15 protein-coding genes are annotated in these 18,671 nt (G+C 68.0%); 7 read left to right on the forward strand and 8 right to left on the reverse strand.

Features of this window, described 5'->3' with window-relative positions:
- Positions 1-22: 22 nt before the first annotated feature.
- Both A6A40_RS02620 and A6A40_RS02625 read right to left on the reverse strand, forming a co-directional pair.
- Positions 23-1,699: a methyl-accepting chemotaxis protein gene (locus tag A6A40_RS02620; RefSeq protein ID WP_082860699.1), complete on the reverse strand. Its 1,677-nt coding sequence runs from the start codon at positions 1,697-1,699 to the stop codon at positions 23-25.
- 133 nt (positions 1,700-1,832) lie between these two features.
- Positions 1,833-3,539 (reverse strand): methyl-accepting chemotaxis protein, encoded by a 1,707-nt coding sequence (locus A6A40_RS02625; protein WP_063633981.1) that lies wholly within the window; start codon positions 3,537-3,539, stop codon positions 1,833-1,835.
- Positions 3,540-3,754: 215 nt separating this feature from the next.
- Here A6A40_RS02625 and A6A40_RS02630 point away from each other — a divergent pair, with 215 nt between their 5' ends.
- Positions 3,755-5,398 (forward strand): S10 family peptidase, encoded by a 1,644-nt coding sequence (locus tag A6A40_RS02630; RefSeq protein WP_236783709.1) that lies wholly within the window; start codon positions 3,755-3,757, stop codon positions 5,396-5,398.
- A gap of 103 nt (positions 5,399-5,501) precedes the next feature.
- On the opposite strand, the gene A6A40_RS02635 is transcribed toward A6A40_RS02630, so the two are convergent.
- Positions 5,502-7,361 carry a flagellin N-terminal helical domain-containing protein gene (locus A6A40_RS02635; protein WP_063633983.1) on the reverse strand — a complete coding sequence of 620 codons (1,860 nt, stop codon included), beginning with the start codon at positions 7,359-7,361 and terminating at the stop codon, positions 5,502-5,504.
- A 365-nt stretch (positions 7,362-7,726) separates the two neighbouring features.
- Here A6A40_RS02635 and A6A40_RS02640 point away from each other — a divergent pair, with 365 nt between their 5' ends.
- Both A6A40_RS02640 and A6A40_RS02645 read left to right on the forward strand, forming a co-directional pair.
- Entirely contained in the window at positions 7,727-8,194 is a 468-nt protein-coding gene (locus A6A40_RS02640) for a RidA family protein (protein ID WP_063633984.1), read from the forward strand.
- 88 nt (positions 8,195-8,282) lie between these two features.
- Complete coding sequence (locus tag A6A40_RS02645) at positions 8,283-9,446, forward strand: GNAT family N-acetyltransferase (protein ID WP_063633985.1); 1,164 nt, start codon at positions 8,283-8,285, stop codon at positions 9,444-9,446.
- A 3-nt stretch (positions 9,447-9,449) separates the two neighbouring features.
- Here A6A40_RS02645 and A6A40_RS02650 read toward each other — a convergent pair whose 3' ends face one another.
- From A6A40_RS02650 to A6A40_RS02670, 5 genes are all read right to left on the reverse strand, one after another.
- Entirely contained in the window at positions 9,450-10,562 is a 1,113-nt protein-coding gene (locus A6A40_RS02650; protein ID WP_063633986.1) for a CaiB/BaiF CoA transferase family protein, read from the reverse strand.
- Positions 10,563-10,569: 7 nt separating this feature from the next.
- A complete protein-coding gene (gene moaA, locus A6A40_RS02655; RefSeq protein ID WP_063633987.1) occupies positions 10,570-11,610 on the reverse strand; it encodes a GTP 3',8-cyclase MoaA in 1,041 nt (346 codons plus the stop codon).
- Between the two features lie 133 nt (positions 11,611-11,743).
- A complete protein-coding gene (locus A6A40_RS02660; RefSeq protein ID WP_063633988.1) occupies positions 11,744-13,798 on the reverse strand; it encodes a 4Fe-4S dicluster domain-containing protein in 2,055 nt (684 codons plus the stop codon).
- Between the two features lie 171 nt (positions 13,799-13,969).
- Positions 13,970-14,821 carry an ABC transporter substrate-binding protein gene (locus A6A40_RS02665; protein ID WP_082860700.1) on the reverse strand — a complete coding sequence of 284 codons (852 nt, stop codon included), beginning with the start codon at positions 14,819-14,821 and terminating at the stop codon, positions 13,970-13,972.
- 117 nt (positions 14,822-14,938) lie between these two features.
- Positions 14,939-15,637, reverse strand: a complete 699-nt coding sequence (locus tag A6A40_RS02670) for an ABC transporter permease (protein ID WP_063633989.1) — start codon at positions 15,635-15,637, stop codon at positions 14,939-14,941.
- 86 nt (positions 15,638-15,723) lie between these two features.
- Here A6A40_RS02670 and fdhD point away from each other — a divergent pair, with 86 nt between their 5' ends.
- The 4 genes from fdhD to A6A40_RS02690 are packed head-to-tail and all read left to right on the forward strand — an operon-like array spanning position 15,724 to position 18,293.
- Positions 15,724-16,605 (forward strand): formate dehydrogenase accessory sulfurtransferase FdhD, encoded by an 882-nt coding sequence (gene fdhD / locus A6A40_RS02675; RefSeq protein ID WP_063633990.1) that lies wholly within the window; start codon positions 15,724-15,726, stop codon positions 16,603-16,605.
- Positions 16,595-17,239 (forward strand): molybdenum cofactor guanylyltransferase MobA, encoded by a 645-nt coding sequence (gene mobA, locus A6A40_RS02680; protein WP_063633991.1) that lies wholly within the window; start codon positions 16,595-16,597, stop codon positions 17,237-17,239. Before fdhD ends, mobA begins: the two co-directional genes overlap by 11 nt.
- The gene (locus A6A40_RS02685) at positions 17,236-17,748 is read left to right on the forward strand and encodes a DUF3305 domain-containing protein (protein WP_236783710.1); all 513 of its coding nucleotides are present in this window, start codon (positions 17,236-17,238) and stop codon (positions 17,746-17,748) included. The genes mobA and A6A40_RS02685 overlap by 4 nt, the downstream gene beginning before the upstream one ends.
- A complete protein-coding gene (locus A6A40_RS02690) occupies positions 17,745-18,293 on the forward strand; it encodes a DUF3306 domain-containing protein (RefSeq protein WP_063633993.1) in 549 nt (182 codons plus the stop codon). The genes A6A40_RS02685 and A6A40_RS02690 overlap by 4 nt, the downstream gene beginning before the upstream one ends.
- Positions 18,294-18,671: the final 378 nt, after the last annotated feature.

The raw sequence follows: 18,671 nt of genomic DNA on the forward strand, positions 1-18,671 counted from the left end.
GCGGTGCCCCGCGCCGCCGTGCTCAGGCGGTCCGCACGCTGAGGATATAACTGTCGACCTCCGTCCGCAGCCGTTCCATCTCCCGGCGCAGCTCGGTCGCGACGGCGGCCAGTTCGCCGGCGGTGCGGTCGGTGCCGACGATGGTGTCGTGAACGCCGGCCAGCTTGCCGGAGATCGCCGTCACCGCGCCCGAGCCGTCATTCATCGCTCGCAGGATGCCCCGCGCCGCGTCCGACTGGCGCGACACCGAGTCGGCGATGGCCGCCCCGCTGTCGCGAACCGCCTCCACGGTGCTCGACACCCCCTCCATGGCATGGACCGCGTCGTCGACGATGGCCTGGATGCCGGCGATCTGGCTCTGGATGTCCTCGGTGGCGCGGGCGGTCTGGCCGGCGAGAGTCTTCACTTCGTTGGCGACGACGGCGAAGCCCTTGCCGGCCTCGCCGGCGCGGGCCGCCTCGATGGTGGCGTTCAACGCCAGCAGGTTGGTCTGGCTGGCGATGGAGTTGATCAGACCGACCACGTCGCCGATCCGCCGCGACGCGTCGGCAAGGTCCCTGACCCGGTGCGCCGCCTCGCCGGTTTGCCGGACGGCGTCGGCCGTCATCCGGGTGGCCTGCCCGCTGTGGCGGCCGACCTCGTCGATCAGGCCTCCCAACCCGTCGGCGCCGGCCGCGGCATCGCGCACGATGCGGGTGGCGGTGTCCGCGTGCCCGCGCAGGTCGCCGATCTCGTCCGCCGCGCGTCCGGCATCCTCGGACATGGTGCCGGCGGTGGATTGCAGTTGCTCGCTGGTAGCGCCCAGGCCGCGCAGGATGGTCTCGGTCTGGTGGGTGAACCGGTCGGTCGCCTCGCCCAGGGTGGCGAGTTTGCACAGATCCCTGGCCTGCCGCTCCTCCTCCTCCGCCCGGCGGCGGTCGAGATCGGCCGCCTGGCTCTGCATCAGCATCACGGCGGCGGTGACGCGGCCGATGGCGTCATCCACCGGATGATGCAGGGCGATGTCGCGCCGCCCTTGCCCGATCCCGGCGATTCCATCGGCCGCGCGGTCGAGCGGGCGGGCGATGGAGCGGCTGATCGCCAGCGCCATGATCGCCGAACCGGTGATGGCCAGCGCGGTCACCGTGCCGATCAGCACATAGGCGGCGATCGTCGAGCTGTCGGATGCGCTGCTGTTGGACTGGTTTTCCGCGCGGATCATGGTGGACAGGGCGTCGTTGCGGTCCTCCAACTGGTGGAAAAGCTCCAGGAAGGCGGGAAGCTCGGCCTTCGCCTTCACCACGTCGCGCAGTGCCAGGTCGACCAGCCTTTCCGCCCCGCGGATATACTCCTCCATCGGGCCGCGCAGCTCGGTCAATCCGCTGCCGATGGCCGGGCTGAGGACAAGGCGCCGGTTGGCGTTCAGCACCTCCCGGAAGGTCTCGGCATGGTCCTTCAGCTCCTTGCGCACCTCCTCCCGGTCCGTCTCGGTTCCGTCCGGCCCGACCAGCAGGGCGGCGAGCACGTCCGCGCGCAGGGCGTCGTGCATCATGTCGCCGGTCTGGTGATTGGCCAGGGCTTCCCCCGTGGTCAGAACCTGATCGTTCGCTCTCTCGACCACCCAGAGCGCCGAAATGCCGACGCCCCCCACGATCAGCAAAGCCAGAGCGAAGGACAAAGGCAGCAAAGAGAGTTTTCGGGACAGTGTCAGAACGGACATTCGCACAACCCTTCATTGGTGCACAAAACGGGTTTGGCGTATCATCCGTTCATCATAGGCAATTTTATGTGTGTTTCTCCATAGGGGTTTTTCGGGATGTTGCGCGAGCGCCCGGCCGCTCGCGCACCATCGATCAGACCGTGCCGCGAACGCTGCCCAGGAAGCGGTCGACCTGGCTGCGCAGCAGCTCCGCCTGCTTCGACAACTCGCCGGAGGAGGAAAGCAGGCGCGCGGCACCGCTGCCAGTCTCCGAAGCCGCCTGGAGGACGCCGCCGATCGAGGAGGAGACCTCGTTGGTGCCCGCCGCCGCCTGCTGGACATTGCGGGCGATCTCCATGGTGGCGGCGTTCTGGCCGTCGACCGCCTGGGCGATGGTGCCGACGATGTCGTTCACCTCGCCGATCGTCGCCGCGATGCTCTGGATCGCCTGCACCGCATCGGCGGTCGCGGTCTGGATCTCCGCGATCTGCTGCGAGATGTCGCCGGTCGCCTTGGCGGTCTGGTTGGCGAGGCTCTTTACCTCGCTCGCCACCACGGCGAAGCCCTTGCCAGCCTCGCCGGCGCGGGCGGCCTCGATGGTGGCGTTCAGCGCCAGCAGGTTGGTCTGCCCGGCGATGGAGCTGATCAGGTTCACCACGTCGCCGATCTGGTTCGCCTTTGCCGACAGACCGTCGACGATGCGGTTGGTGCCGTCCGCCTGATCGGCCGCGTGCTTGGCCTTGCGGCTGCTCTCACCGATCTGCCGGCCGATCTCGGCGATGGAGGCCGCCAGCTCCTCGGCCGCGGCGGCGACGGTCTGGACATTGACCGACGCCTGTTCGGACGCGGCGGCGACGGTGGTCGCCTGGGTCTCGGTGTGGTCGGCGGTGGTCGCCAGCGACTGCGCCAGCGTCCGCACCTCGGTCGAGGAGGTGGAGACGCTGTCGACCACGCCCTTCACCTGGCTCTCGAACCGGTCGGCCAGTGCCGCCATCTCTGCCCGCTTGCGCTCCTCGGCGGCCTGCTCCGTCTCGGCCTGCCGGCGGCGGAAGGCGTCGGCCTCGACCGCATTGGACTTGAACACCTCGACGGCGCCGGTGATCTGCCCGATCTCGTCCTTGGACTCGGACGCCGGCACCGTCACGGTCAGGTCGCCTCTCGCCAGCGTCAGCATCGCGTCGGTCAGCCGGCGCAGCGGACGAAGGGCCGCCACCGTCCACAGCCCGAAGCCGGCGGCCATCAGCAGGGCGGCGCCGCACAGCGACAGCATCAGCGTCTGGAAGCCGCTGGCGACCACGCGCGCGCGCGCGGCAACCTGCTGGTTCTTGTGCTCCTGCAGGTCGATGAAGGCGTTGATGCGCTTCAGCCATTCGGTGAATGCAGGGCGGGCGTCCTGCATCAGCGCCTTCTGCGCGCCGGCCATGTCGTTCGCCTTGCGGGCGGCGACGACCGCCTTGAGCGCCGGCAGTCCCTTGGCCTCGATCTCCTTGATGGCTGCAAGCAGCGACCGCTCCTCCGGCTCGATGTCGGACATGCTCGTGAACATGGCGTCGAGCGGCTTGGCGGATTGTTCGTAGAAGGCGGCAAGCCGGTCGATGTCGGCAAGCGCCGCCGACAGGGTCGCCTGATCCGTGGCCAGCACCACGTCGCGCAGCGCGATGGCACGGTCATGCACGCTGCCGCGGAAATTGATGGCGTAGCGCTGCTTGACGCTGTTCACCTCGTTGATCCGGGTAAGGTCGGCATCGATCTTCCGCACCTCCCGGACCCCGATGATGGTCAGGCTGATAAGGAGAAGAAGCACCACGCCGAAGCCGAGGAACAGCCTCGTGCGGATCGTGGCGTGCCGGGAAAGGAACATGTCGGCGCATCCCGTCGAATATGGCCCGGTGGGCAAGGAGCCAAACCTACCCGAAAGAGATTAAATTTTCGGTAGGCGGGAGACCTGGGGCAGAGCGCTTTTGACAAGCCTGCCGCCAACATTTCGCCGGCATGGGGCGGGTTGCGGATCGGAGTGGTGGCCGCAATATGCGGCGGGCCAGCAACCGTTCGGGAGTTTCCGTCTTGGATCCGTCGATGCCGCCCCCATCCCAGTCCGTCCGGCCGCCGCGGCGGCTCCGGTCCCCATCCGCCGGACTGGTGCTGGCGTTTCTGCCGGCCCTTCTGGCGCCGGTCGCGCCCGCTTCCGCCCCGGCCCAGGATAGGAGCGAAGCGGCGGATGCCGCCAAGCCGGGCGCCCGGGCAGACGAGCGCAAGCCAGACGAGCGTAAGCCAGACGAGCGTAAGCCGGAGGATCGCAAGACGGACGACCTGCAAGGCTTCGATCCGCAGCGCAGCGTAACCCGGCACAGCCTGCCGCTTCCGGGAGGGGCGCTGGCCTATGGTGCGACGGCGGAGTTCCTGCCGCTGCGCGACGGTGCCAGGGAGGAGTTGGCGGCCCGCATCTTCACGGTGTCCTACATTGCCGAACCGAGAAGCCCGGCGGATGGGCCGCGGCCGGTGACCTTCGTCTTCAATGGCGGACCGGGTGCCGCGTCGGCCTACATGCATCTGGGTGCGGCGGGACCGAAGGTGGTCGCCTTCGGGGCCGACGGCACCCTGCCGCCGCCGCCCGCCGCGCTCGTCGACAATCCCGACAGCTGGCTGGCCTTCACCGATCTGGTCTTCGTCGATCCGGTCGGGACGGGTTTCAGCCGGGCGGTGAAGCCCGACGAGACGGAGAAGCGCCTGTTGTCGGTGGACGGCGATGCGCGGGCGATGGCCGAGATCGTCCGGCTCTGGCTGACCCGCCAGGGCCGCTGGTCGTCCCCCACCTTCCTGGCCGGGGAGAGCTATGGCGGATTCCGCATCGCCAAGATGGCCGACGAGCTGATCGATCAGGTCGGGCTTGCGGTGAACGGGCTGATCCTGGTCTCGCCCGTGGTCGATTTCGCCGCCATCGACGAGGACGGCATCCTCGGCCCGGCGTGGAAGCTGCCGTCGATGGCCGCCGCCGCCGCCGCGCTGGGGCGCAGAACTGGAACGCCGGAACAGGCGGCCGAAGCGGCGGAGCGTTTCGCACTCGGTCCCTACCTCACCGGCCTGGCCGGGCTGGACTATGGCCGGCTCGATGCAGGGCAGGACGTCTTCGCCGAGGTGGCGGGCATCACCGGTCTGCCGGTGGAGATCGTGCGGCGACAGCGCGGACGTGTGCCGATGGGCGTCTTCACGCGCGAACTTCTGCGCGACCAGGGGCGCATCCTCAGCATCTATGACGGCACCTTCACCGCGACCGATCCCGATCCGGGAGCGGCCCGCATTCCGTTCGATCCCTTCCTGAAGGGCACGGTGCCGACCTACAGCACGGCCTTCGCCGCCTATGTCCATGACGCCCTGGGGGTGCGGACCGACGTGCCCTACCGGCTGCTGAGCGACCGTGTGAACCGGAGTTGGGAATGGCCGCGGATGTCGGTGCCGAGCGCCGTCGACGCCTTGCAGACGGCGCTGACCCTGCAGCCGGCGCTGCGGGTGCTGATCGTGCATGGCCGCACCGATCTGATCACCCCCTACATGGCGTCACGCTGGGTGGCGTCCAGACTGGAGCTGCCGCCGGGCGGGCGCGATCGGGTGGCGGTGACGGTGCATCCGGGCGGCCACATGATGTACACACGTCCCGAGGGCAGGGCCGCGCTGGCCGCCGATGCCCGCGCCCTGATCGAGCAGGTGCTGCGCCGGCGCTGACGAGGCGTCCTGGAAAGGCGCATCGGCAAGGTCCGGGATGTCGAATCGAAAAGGGGCGCCCCGGCGGGGGCGCCCCTTTTCGTGTGTCCGTCCTTGGTGCGGCTTAGAACAGACGCAGGATCGACTGCTGCGACTGGTTGGCGAGCGAGAGGGCGATGGTGCCGAGCTGCTGACGGGTCTGCAGCATCAGCAGGCTGGCGCCTTCCTCGTTCTGGTCGGCCAGCGTCAGCTTGCTGGCGCCTTCCGTCAGCACGTCGCTGAACTCCTTGGTGAAGCTCTCGCGGGTCGTGATGATGTTCAGGTTGGTCGACAGCTGCTGCGAGGCGGAGCGGATCGTCGACTTGGCGTTGTCGAGACCGGCGACCGCCTTGTCGATGTCGGCGCGGTCCATCCAGTCATTCTGAGCGCCGTCCAGCTTCAGACCCTGGCCGCTGGTCGACAGGTTGACCGCGGTCACGGTGATCGAGTTGGTGTTGCGCTCGTTCAGCTGGACCGTGATGTCGTTCGACGTGTTGGCGTCGGAAATCTGCTTGGTGACGATGTTGGCCGAGCAGTTGGCCGAGGCCGCCTGCTTGATGGTCTTCTCGTCGATGGCCAGGCGCACGGTGCCGCTGTCGAAGGTGAAGGACTGTTCGCCGCCGCTCAGCTTGCCATCGCCGCGGGCGTTCATGGCATCGCGGGTGACCTGGGCGCCGTTGGAGTTGGTGACCTGGATCTGCAGATCGACCTTCTTTTCGATGACCGAGACGCCGTTGCCCTGGTTGTTCGCCGATTCCAGCAGCTTGCGGTCGACGGTGAAGGTCACCACCGTGCCCGACGCGAAGCTCTCCGAGATCTTCTTGGTCAGCGCGTTGGTCGTGCTGGAGGTCACGGTGAAGTCGCGGGTCGTGCCACCCGGCGCGGCACCGGTCAGTTGGATCGTGCCGCTGGAGCCGAGCGCGACGGAGGCGACGTCCTTGCCCTGCAGGCGGCCGCCGGAGATGGCGGTGTTGATCGAGTTCGCCAGCCGGGTCGCGACGTTGACGGAGGCGGTCTGGCCGGTGGCGACGTCGCCCGAGGTGGCGGTGTAGCTGAAGGTCTGGCCTTCGACGGTGATCGAGAAGATGTCGCCTTCCTCGATGGTGCCGCTGACGTTCACCGTGGAGATCTGGGCGACACTTGAGGTGCCGGCCCGTTGCAGGCTGGTGCTGGTCGTCTGCGTGTTGTCGAAGTAGGAGATCGTGCGGCTCTCATTGCCGTCGGTCACGATGAAGTCGCGGGTGCGGCCGTTGGCGCCGCGGACTTCGATCTGGACGTCGGAGAAGCTGCCCAGCGTGTTGGACATCGTGCCCGACAGCTTCAGACCGACGAAGCCGTGCGCGTTCTCCGCCTTGGCGATGTCGGCAGCCTTGCCTTCGACCGAACCGTCGCCTTTGATGCGGATCGCATAGGTGTCGGGGGCGATGACGTTGGTGACGCGGGCATTGTCGACGCCGACGATGGTGTTGACGGCGGCACGGGACTCGCTGGTGCTGTCCATGCTCATGCCGTTGCCGTTGATCAGGTTCTTGCCCTGATAGCCGCTGTCGGCGGCCAGCTTGTCGATCTGGTTCTTCAGCGTGTTGAACTGGGAGGCCAGCGATTTGCGGGTGGCGACCGAGGCGGCGTCGTTGCCCAGGGCGGCGTAGGCCGCGGTGGTCAGGCCCTTGGCCTGGTCGACCAGCGAGTCGATCGAGGTCAGGCCCTTGTCGGCGGCCTGAATGGTGCTGATCGACTGACCCATCGCGTCCTTCAGCGAGGACAGGTCGCCGGCACGCTGGTTCAGGCCCTTGGCGGCGAAGAAGGAGGTGGGACCATCCAGAGCCGAATTGATCTTGTTGCCCGTCGACAGGATGTTCTGCTTCTTGTCGATCTGCGACTGCGTGTTCTGCAGCTGCAGCAGGTTCGTGCGCATCGAGGCGGTCAGGGTCACATTTCCGGCCATGGTCCTAGTCTCCTTCTGAGGCTGTCCCCGCCCTTGGTCATTTGACCGGCGAGGCAACGTGCGTTTTCCTGACACCACTGTTTCAAGCGCCGTGCCAACTGCGATGCCATGCAGCAAGCTATTGATTTTATTGATTATTAAAAACTGATCGGCAAAAAGGGCAGGGCTCGGCCGGCTCCGGCTGGAAGGGGGGCCGAAAAAGATTCCGGGAATCTTTTGCCGATGACGGACGGTTCTGCCGATGCGGGGGGCGGCAAGAATCTTCCCACCACCCGGCCGGCACGGCTATGGTCGGGCTCCAAACCACGTCCCAAACATCGAACGCATGGCCCGCTGTTGGCCAAAGCAGGGAAGGGAGAAGCATCATGACCGGTCGGATCGACGCGCGCCTGGCGGAACTGGGCATCGAGTTGCCGCAGGCCGCCGCCCCGGTGGCGGCCTATGTGCCCTACACCCGTTCGGGCAACACCCTTTACATCTCGGGTCAGGTGACCGTCTGGAACGGCGAGCGCAAGTTCGTCGGCAAGGTCGGCCAGGACTTCACGGTGGAGCAGGGCAAGGAAGCCGCCCGCCTGTGCGCGTTGAACATCCTGGCCCAGGCCAGGGCGGCGCTTGGCGGCGACCTGGACCGCGTCACCCGCGTTCTGCGGCTGGGCGGCTTCGTCAACGCCGGAGCGGACTTCCACGACCACCCGCTGGTGATCAACGGCGCGTCCGAACTGATGCGCGACATCTTCGGCGAGGCCGGCCAGCATGCCCGTGCCGCGGTCGGCGCTCCGTCGCTGCCGGGCAACGTCGCGGTCGAGGTCGATGCGATCCTGGAAGTGGCCTGATCCGCTTCACGGCAGCCCTGACGGCGGCGCCTTGCCGCAACGCGACATGAGGCTTACCTCCTTGCCATCGGTTCAGGGAGATGCATGCATGCCCGACGGCAACGACGCGATCACCGTCAAGGTTCTGACCGGGATCGGCGAGGCGGACCAGCAGGGCTGGGACGCCTGCGCCGGTCCCGGCAACCCGTTCCTGTCCCACGCCTTTCTCCTGGCGCTGGAGGATTCGGGGTCGGCGGCCGGCAAATCCGGCTGGCAGCCCAGCCATCTTGCCGCCTATGACGGGTCCGGGCGGATGGTGGGCGCGGTGCCTGCCTACCTGAAAAGCCATTCCTACGGCGAATATGTGTTCGACCACGCCTGGGCCAATGCCTATGAGCGGGCGGGCGGCAGCTATTACCCCAAGCTGCAGGTGGCGGTTCCCTTCACGCCGGTGCCGGGTCCCCGGCTGCTGGTGGCGCCGGGGCCGCAGGCCGATGCGGTCGCCGACGCGCTGATCGCGGCTCTGGAGCAGGTGGCGGAGCGCTACGGAGTATCTTCCACCCATGTCACCTTCCCGGAGCGCGCGGATTGGGACCGGCTGGGCAGGGCCGGCTGGCTGCAGCGGACCGGCGTGCAGTATCATTGGCACAACCGCGGCTATGGCAGCTTCGAGGAGTTCCTCGATGCGTTGAATTCCCGCAAGCGCAAGGCCATCCGCAAGGAGCGGCGCGAGGTCGCGGACAGCAGTGTCCGCCTGCACACCCTGACCGGCGGCGACCTGAAGCCGGAGCATTGGGACGCTTTCCACCGCTTCTATCTGGACACCACCGACCGCAAATGGGGCGGAGGCTATCTCAACCGCCGCTTCTTCCAGCTGCTGGGCGAGACGATGGCCGACCGGGTGGTTCTGGTGATGTGCGAGGATGGCGGGGAGTGGGTGGCGGGGGCGCTGAACCTGCTGGGCGACGATGCGCTGTACGGCCGCAATTGGGGTTCGGACGGGCGCTACCGCTTCCTGCATTTCGAGGCGTGCTATTACCGCGCGCTGGATTTCGCCATCGACCGCGGACTGGCGCGGGTCGAGGCCGGGGCACAGGGCGAACACAAGATCCAGCGCGGCTATCTGCCGGTGCCGACCTACAGCGCCCACTGGATCGCCGATCCCGGTTTCCGCCGCGCGGTGGACCGCTATCTGGCTCAGGAGCGGCCTGCGGTGGAGGCGGAGATCGAAGCGCTGGGCGAGGAGTTGTCGCCCTACCGGCGGGAGGGCTGAGCGCTACTTCCAGCCGGCCAGCACCGCAGCGACGTCGCTTTCCCGCAACGGCGCGCGCTCCGGCGGCGGGGCGCCGTCGACGCGCAGGCCCATCAGCGTTTCCACCAGCGGTTCCGGTCCGTCCGTGACCCGGACTTGCCCGCGCGCGGCGACGTGAGGGTGGGCGTGAATTTCCGCCAGCTCGGGCAACGCCTCGAAACAGCAATCGACCGGGTCGAGCAGGGCTTTCCACTCCGCCAGGGTCCGCGTCGCGAACAGCGCCTCCAGCTCCGCCGTCAGGGCGGCCTGGGGTAGCGGGTCGTCCTGGCGGGCGATCCAGTCGGGGCGGCGGACGGCCTCGCAGAAGCCATGCCAGAATTTGGGTTCCAGCGCCGACAGGGTGGCGAAGCGGCCATCGGCGGTGCGATAGATGCGGTAGCAGGCGGCACCGCCCGACAGCAGCGCCTCGGCGCGTTTCGGCATGGTCCCGCGCGCCGCCGCGGTCAGGTTCAGCCCCTGCCAGCCCAGCACCGTTTCCATGATCGACAGGTCGAGGAAACAGCCGTGGCCCGAGCGTTCCCGCCCGAACAGAGCACCGGCCACCGCCAGCGCCGTCTGCTGGGCCGAGGCGAAGTCGGCGACCGGCAGGTAGCTGATGACCGGCCGGTCCGGCAGCCCGGAGGCATCGAGCCCGCCGCCGACCGCCATGTAGTTCAAGTCGTGCCCGGCCCGCGTGGCATAGGGGCCGTCATAGCCCCAGCCCGACAGGCTGGCATGGACCAGACGCGGATTGAGCCGCCGCAACCGTTCGCGCCCCAGCCCCAGCTTGTCCATCACGCCCGGCCGATAGCTCTCGATCAGCGCGTCGGCCTTCTCCAGCAGCCCTTCCAGCGCCTTGCGCCCGTCCGCCGATTTCAGGTCGAGGCGGATGACGGTCTTGCCGGCGTTCAGCAGCTTGTAGGCGGCGGTGGTGCCGTCGCTGTCGGTGGGACCGAGCCGGCGCAGCGGATCGCCCGCCGGCGGCTCCACCTTCACCACCGTGGCGCCCAGGTCGCCGAGAAGCTGGGCCGCATGCGGCCCCGGCAGATACTGCCCGAGGTCGATGACGCGCAGGCCGGTCAGGAAGGGCAGGGGCATGGCGGCCTCAGCCCCCTGTCACACTCATATGCCGCCCCACCGCCGGACCCTGGTGGCGGCGGTCGATGATGAAGTCGTGACCCTTGGGCTTGCGGGTGATCGCCTCGCGCACCGCGTCGATCAGCGGACCGTCCTCGTCGCTGACGCGCAGCGGCGTGCGCAGGTCGGCGGCATCTTCCTGGCCAAGGCACATGTAGAGCGTGCCGGTGCAGGTCAGCCGAACGCGGTTGCAGCTTTCGCAGAAATTGTGGGTCAGCGGCGTGATGAAGCCGACACGCTGGCCGGTCTCCTCCACCCGCACATAGCGGGCGGGGCCGCCGGTGCGGTGATCGCTCTCGGTCAGCGTCCAGCGCTTCTGCAGCTCGGCCTTCAGCATGGTCAGCGGCCAATACTGGTCCATGCGGGCACCTTCGCCGATGTCGCCCATCGGCATCACCTCGATGAAGGTCAGGTCGAAGCCCTGCTCGCCGCACCAGGCCACCAGCCGGTGGACCTCGTCGTCGTTGACGCCCTTCAGCGCCACCGTGTTGATCTTGATCTTCAGCCCGGCGTCCTTGGCCGCCTGGATGCCGCCCAGGATCTTGTCGAGCTTGCCCCAGCGGGTGATGGCCTGGAACTTGTGCGGGTCCAGCGTGTCGAGCGAGACGTTGATGCGCCGCACCCCCGCCTCGTAGAGCCCGTCGGCATGCTTGAACAGCATGGTGCCGTTGGTGGTCAGCGTCAGCTCGTCCAGGTCGCCCGACTCGATGTGGCGGCCGAGCGAGCGGATCAGCCGCATCACGTCGCGCCGCACCAGCGGCTCGCCGCCGGTCAGCCGCAGCTTGCGCGTGCCGAGCTTGACGAAGGCGCTGCACAGCCGGTCCAGCTCCTCCAGCGTCAGAACCTCCGCCTTGGGCAGGAAGCTCATGTCCTCCGCCATGCAGTAGACGCAGCGAAGGTCGCAACGGTCGGTCACCGACACGCGCAGATACTCCACCTTCCGGCCGAACGGGTCGATCAGCGGAGCGATGGCTGCTGGCGATTGGGCTTCGGACACAGGATCGATCATCGGTGGACTCCACGGGCGGCCGCTGGCGGGCCGCCACAGTATATGTTCGCTACACATACGATGCGCAACGATCGCAGGAGCGTATTCCACATCACGGTATGCCGACTTTGACGGCGATCAAGGGTTCCTGGCGTCACATCAGCTTTTGTCGCACTGCCGCCAGTTGTGCGTGCTGCTGGGCTTCCTCGCGTTCGCGCAGGTCGTCGTCGGTGGTGCGGGGCACCGGCGGGCGGCCCAGGGCGAAAGGCTCGTTGCCGCGCTCGAACTGGTCCCGGACGCGGCAGTCCTCGCACATGCGGATGCGGTTGGCGGCCTCCGGCGTCGCGAACATCGAATGCTTGCCCGCCAGCGCCGTCACGATCTTCTCGATCGCCGACCTGGCGGCGAAGGGCTTGCCGCAGGAGACGCAGCAGAAGGGTTCCTCCTCCTTGATCACCGCCGCACCGCGCGCACGGTCGCGGAAGTCGATCTCCGGCACCAGCGAGATGACCTTCTCCGGGCAGGTGGTCTTGCACAGGCCGCACTGCACGCAGGCATCCTGGGCGAAGGACAGCATCGGCTTGTCGGCATTGTCGAGCAGCGCACCGGTCGGACAGGCGCCGACGCAGGACAGGCAGAGCGTGCAGCCCTCCACATCGACCGAAACCCGGCCGAAGGGGGCGCCCGGCGGCAGCGGCAGCACCTCCACCGGGGCGGGGGCGACCTTGTGCAGGTGGCGCAGCGCCAGCATCGTCACCGTGCGCTTCGGTCCCATCGGCAGGAACATCCCGGCCTCAACCGGGTCCGCCGGCAGGGCCCACAGTTCGTCCGCCACTGCGTCCGGATCGGCGGCGTCGATCACCGCCACCCGGCCGGAGCCGTAGCCGAGCCCGCTGAAGGCGGCCTCCGCCAGCCCGACCTGCGAGGCCAGCCCTGCGGTCTCCCCCTCATTCCCCGGACCGGTCAGCACGCGGACATGGGTGCAGCCATAGGCGAGCGCCAGCGCGAACAGGTCGATGCCGACCTGCGTCACCTCGTGCAGGGCGAAGGGCAGCAGTCGGGCCGGCAGGCCGCGGCCATAGCGCGACATCATTCCGACCAGCTCGTCGCCGTGGCGCGTGTCGTGGATCAGCAGTGCCGGAGCGGTGCCGCCGGCCTTCCGGTAGGTGGATAGCAGCGTGCGCAGCCGCTCATAGACGGTGATTGCAGGTGGCAGGGCATAGGTGGCGGCCCCGGTCGGGCAGACTGCGGCGCAGGACCCGCAGCCGGCGCAGACATGCGGGTCGATGGCCACATGGTCGCCGTTGGGCGTGACCGCACCGGTCGGACAGACGTCGAGGCAGCGGGTGCAGCCGGTTTTGCGGCTGCGCGAATGGGCGCAGAGGTCGGCCTTGAAGTCGACGAAGCGCGGCTTCTCGAATTCGCCGACCAGATCGGCGATCTCCAGCAGCGCGTTGGCCACCTGGACCGCGTTGTCTGGATCGGGGCGGATGTAGCCGTCGCGGCGCTTGTGGTCGGGGAACAGCGGCGTGCCGCCGGTCAGGTCGAGGATCAGGTCGCAGCGGGCCGACGCCCCCTGCCGCACCGGCTCGAACCCCAGCGTTCCGCGCGAGGAGGGCAATGCCGGTGCATAGTCGTCCACCACGATCTCGAAGGCGCCGACCCAGCCGCGCCCGCTGCGGATGCGGCCGCGGAAGATCGCGACATCCATCACCTGCGGCGGGGCGATGTCCTTGGGGTTGGACAGCAGGATTGTGACGTCCAGGTGCTTCGCCAGTTGCCGCCCGGCCTCGATGGCGCGCTCGTCGGTGCCGTAGACCAGGCAGGTGCCCTGGGAGGTCAGGGTCAGGGCGCCGGTCGGCGGGATCGGCAAGGCGGCCTCGGCCAGCAGCGCGGCGATCTTCGGCAGCGCCTGGGCGCCCTCGTCCGACCAGCCGGCGCGCTCGCGGATGTTGGTGAAGGTCAGCGCGGTGTCCGGCGCCACCTCCGCCGCGACCTCGCTGAACAGCGGTGCCTCCTGCGTGCAGGCGACCAGCAGCGGCTGGCCGTTGGCGACCGCCTTCTCGAAGCGGTCGAGCTGCGCCCGGCACAGCTGGGTGTGCACGGTGACGGCGCTGCCGTCGCCGCAAGCCTTGCCCAGCGCTGCCCCGTCCAGTGCGATGCTGTGCGCGCAGTCGCAGACGAGAACCGTCCGATCGCCGATCTTCATCGTCCCAAAAACTCCTGTCGCTTGGGGCTGACGCCCCTGGCCTGCGACACTCATATGGGGGAATGCGGCGCGATGGGAACGGGAATCTTATCGGGATCGATCCGGACAAACGCTGTTTGGACCGTTCTTGCGACCCTTGCGGATCGTCAGGGTCGCAAGAAAGCCCCCGCCTTACGCCCCCGGCTCGTTGGCGTTGGGGAAGAACAGCTGTTCGCCGTTGATGGTGTAATCGGCGATGGCCTTCTGACCCTCGGCCGAAACCAGCCAGTCGACGAAGGCCTGCCCGTCCGCCGCCTTGACGTGGGCGAACTTCGCCGGGTTGACCAGCATCACGCCATACTGGTTGAACAGGCGCTTGTCACCCTCCACCAGCACTGTCAGCGGGCCGCGGTTCTTGAAGTTCAGCCAGGTGCCGCGGTCGGTCAGGGTGTAGCCGTTCATCGCCGCGGCGGTGTTCAGCGTCGGTCCCATGCCCTGGCCGATGGAGCGGTACCAGCCGCCGTCGGCCTTGGCCGGCTCGAGGCTGGCGGTCTTCCACAGCGCGAGTTCGGCCTTGTGGGTGCCGCTGTCGTCGCCGCGCGACACGAAGGGAGCCTTGGAGGCGGCGATCTTCGAGAGGGCGGCGGCGACATCCTTGCCGCCCTTGATGCCGGCCGGGTCGGCGGCCGGGCCGACGATGACGAAGTCGTTGTACATCACCGGCTTGCGCAGGGTGGAGAAGCCTTCGGCGACGAACTTCTCCTCCGACGGCTTGTGGTGGACGAACAGCACGTCGGCGTCGCCGCGCTTGGCGAGGTCGATGGCCTGGCCGGTGCCCTTGGCGACGACGCGCACTTCGATCCCCGTCTTGGCGGTGAATTTCGGAAGGATGGAGCCGAACAGGCCGGAATCCTCGGTCGAGGTGGTGGAGGCCACCGTGATGAAACGATCGGCAGCGGATGCGGCCGACGGGGCGGCGGCCTGGATCAAACCGGTCAGGGCCGCGGCAGCAGCGACCCCCAGCACGAATGAACGGCGCAGCATCGCGTCACTCCTCCAACAGGCGTTGTTTCCTGAAAGGCATAGCGCGGACCGGCCGTCCTTGCAAAGACTTGCCAAGCTTCCGTCGATTTTGCCGCATACCGGAGCAATCGGCTCCGGTCATGCGCGCCCGCCCGTCTCCTTCAGCAGGGATGCGGTGAGGTTGACGGCCAGCGACAGGGTCATCAGGACGAGGCCGAGCGCCAGCGCCATCGGCAGGTCGCCCTTGCTGGTCTCCAGCGCGATGGCGGTGGTCATGACGCGGGTGACATGCTCGATGTTGCCGCCGACGATCATCACCGCCCCGACCTCCGCCGATGCGCGGCCGAAGCCGGCGAGCACGGTGGTGACGAGGCTCCAGCGTGCCTCCGCCAGCAGGGTGGCCAACGTCCGGAACGGCCCGGTGCCGGTGACGCGCAGCAAATCGTCATACTCGATCAGCAGATCCTCGACCGTCTGGCGGGACAGCGAGGCGACGATCGGCACGATCATCACCGTCTGGGCGACGATCATCGCGGTGGGCGTGAACAGCAGCCCGAGAACGCCGAAGGGACCGGAGCGCGACAGCAGCAGATAGACCACCAGCCCGACCACCACCGGCGGCAGCCCCATCATCGTGTTCAGCAGGATGGCGACGGCCCGCCGGCCGGGAAAGCTCAGCGCGGCAACGGCGGCCCCCAGCGGCAGACCGATCAGCGTTGCGGCGGCGACGGCGGTCAGGCTGACCCGCAGCGACAGGCCGACGATCTTGATCAGCCCCGCGTCGAGCGTCGCGATCATGGTGAGGGCCAGCGCCATGGCCTGGGAAAAGTCGTGCATCGGCTCCAGATCAAAAATGGAATAGCTCGGGACGGGGCTTGTCCGAAGGACGGCGCTCGCCCACACTCGCGCGCATGAGCCCTACCATGAGTCTTAAGACCTTCACCATAGCGCCGGACCCGGCGAACCCCAAGCTGACGGAGCGTGTCCGCGGCCTGGACCAGGACGGCCGCGGGATCGAAACCGCCGTCACGGTGGAACGGCCGCTGACCCTGTACCTGAACGGGCAGGAGATCGTCACGATGATGACGATCGGCGACTATCCCGACTGTCTGGCCGTCGGCTATCTGCTGAACCAGAACATGCTGCGGCGCGACGACCGCATCACCGGCATCGACGTGGACGAGGAAACCGACACCGTCGTCGTCCGCACCGAACGCGCGACCGATTATGAATCCAAGCTGAAGAAGAAGACGCTGACCTCGGGCTGCGCCCAGGGCACTGCCTTCGGCGACGTGATGGAGACCTTCGAGTCAATCCATCTGCCCGCCGACGTCCGGCTCCGCACCTCGTGGATCTATGCGCTGTCGAAGCAGATCAACCTGCAGCCCAGCCTGTATCTGGAGGCCGGGGCCATCCATGGCTGCGTTCTGTGCCAGGAGGACCGGCCGCTGGTCTACATGGAGGATGTCGGCCGCCACAATGCGGTGGACAAGGTCGCCGGCTACATGCATCTGAACCGCATTCCGGCCGGGGACAAGATTTTCTACACCACCGGGCGCCTGACTTCGGAAATGGTCATCAAGACGGTGCAGATGGGTATTCCGATCCTGGTATCGCGCTCCGGCTTCACCGCCTGGGGCGTGCAGCTGGCGCGGCAGGCCAACCTGACTCTGGTCGGCCGGGCCAAGGGCAAGCGCTTCATCGCGCTGGCCGGCACCGACCGGCTGGTCTTCGACGCCGATACGGCCGCGACCGCGGACGAGGACCGCCGGCATGGACGCAAGGGAAGCCGCGATGACGACTGACACAGCGCACCCCGATATTGGCGGCGTCCTGCTGGCCGGCGGCCTGTCGCGGCGGATGGGCGGCGGCGACAAGTGCCTGCGCCCGCTGGGCGGCCAGACCATCCTGGAACGGATCGTCGCCACCGTCCGGCCGCAGGTCGGCCCGCTGGTGCTGAACGCCAACGGCGACCCGGCCCGCTTTGCCCATCTCCATCTGCCGGTGGCGGCGGATGTGGTCGAGGGCTATGCCGGCCCGCTCGCCGGCGTGCTGACCGGCATGGAGTGGATGCGCGGAACCGCCCCCGGCATCGGATGGGTCGCCAGCTTCGCCACCGATGCGCCCTTCATCCCGCGCGATCTCGTCACCCGCATGGCCGCGGCGTTGGAGCGGGAGGGTGCCGACCTCGCCTGTGCCCGGTCCGGCGGGCAGGAGCATCCGGTCTTCGGGCTCTGGCCGATCCGGCTGGCCGGCGATCTGCGCCGGGCGATGGTGGAGGAGGGCATCCGCAAGGTCGATGCCTGGACCGCCCGCTACCGGCTGGCCGTCGCCGATTTCGACGTCGAGCCGGCCAATTCTGTGGATCCCTTCTTCAACACCAACCGGCCGGAGGATCTGGCCGAGGCGGAACGCCTGCTGGCGTCGGGACGCGCATGATGACGGAACCTCTCGGCACCCAATCGCTCGAGCGCATCGAAACCATGCCGCTGGGCATCGTGGTGGAGCGGCGCCGCGGCGTCACCGCCTGGGCCGAGTGGAGCTGGCGCCCGGTGTCGGTCATCCCCGGCGCCGGCCCGGTCGATCCTCCCGGTCGCGTCCTGATGGAGGGCGAGGGCTGGACCCACAGCCATGCCGTCACCCTGACGCTGGAGCTGTTCCGCACCGACACCGAGGGGTATCGCCTGAACCTGTCGCAGGACCCGCCGCGCCTGTGGGTGGTGATGCGCCCAGGTCCCGACGGAGAGGAGCTGGTGCCCTTCACCGTCACCGCGTCGGCCCATGAAGGGGAGGGCTATCAGGTCGGCGCCGACGTCGTGGACACCGTGCCGATGCCGGCGGAGGTGATCGCGCTGGTGCGCGATTTCGTCGAGCAGCACCATGTCGACGTCCCCTTCCACAAGCGTGAACGCAAGCGCCACTTCGAGAAGGATGACCGGCGGCAATGAGCGGCGAAGCCTTCCTGTCGCGCTGGTCACGCCTGAAGCGCACCGCCGTCAAGCCGGAGCCGGACGCCGTCGACGTTCCGCCGCCCGTCGAGGACGCGGCGGCCCTTCCGGTCGCGATCGCCGACGAGGCGCCGGCCGAGGCGGCGCAGCCGGACGCTCCGCAGGACGCGGATGACGAGGCTGACGACCCGCTGAAGGATCTGCCGCCGGTCGAGGAACTGACCGGGGAGTCCGATTTCACTCCGTTCCTGCGCGCCGAGGTGCCGGAGGATCTGCACCGTCAGGCTCTGCGCAAGCTGTGGACCTCCGACCCGATCTACGCCAACGACGACGGGCTGAAGGACTACGCCGACGACTATGCCAGCCTGTTCACCGGCAACGTCCCGGTGAAGACCCTCTACCGCGTCGGCGAGGGCTTCCTGAACATGTTGGACGAGGCTGCGGAAGGGGCGAAGACCGCAGAGCCCTCTCCCGTCCCGGGAGAGGGAGGGGACCCACGAAGTGGGGAGGGTGAGGGGCAATCCAAGAGTCCCGAACTTACCTGATCCTTGCGCCACCCCTCACCCTTCCCACCGCTATGCGGCGGGCCCCTTCCCTCTCCCGGGGCGGGAGAGGGAGGATCCTTCCCCCTCGCAAATTTCCTCTCGAATTGCGGCTGATCGTCACGCCGGATCAAACCCCTTTAAAGCCAAGGGGCGCTCTGTTAGCGCGAGCATAGCGCGGAGACAAAGTTTCATTTGTCTCCACTTCTGGACGTGTCCTTGGTTGACAAAAGGATAGGTTCAGTCCTTCTATTATCTGTCTGTGCAATGCTAAGCCACTGTAAGGCAAAGGCTTTTCGCAGGTGCATCAAAATTGGTTTAGGACGGGGCCAACGGACGGCGCGCGGTGTGATCGCGGACGCCGGCATCCCCGTCTGTGTG

The organism is Azospirillum humicireducens, from assembly GCF_001639105.2.
Lineage (GTDB): Bacteria > Pseudomonadota > Alphaproteobacteria > Azospirillales > Azospirillaceae > Azospirillum > Azospirillum humicireducens.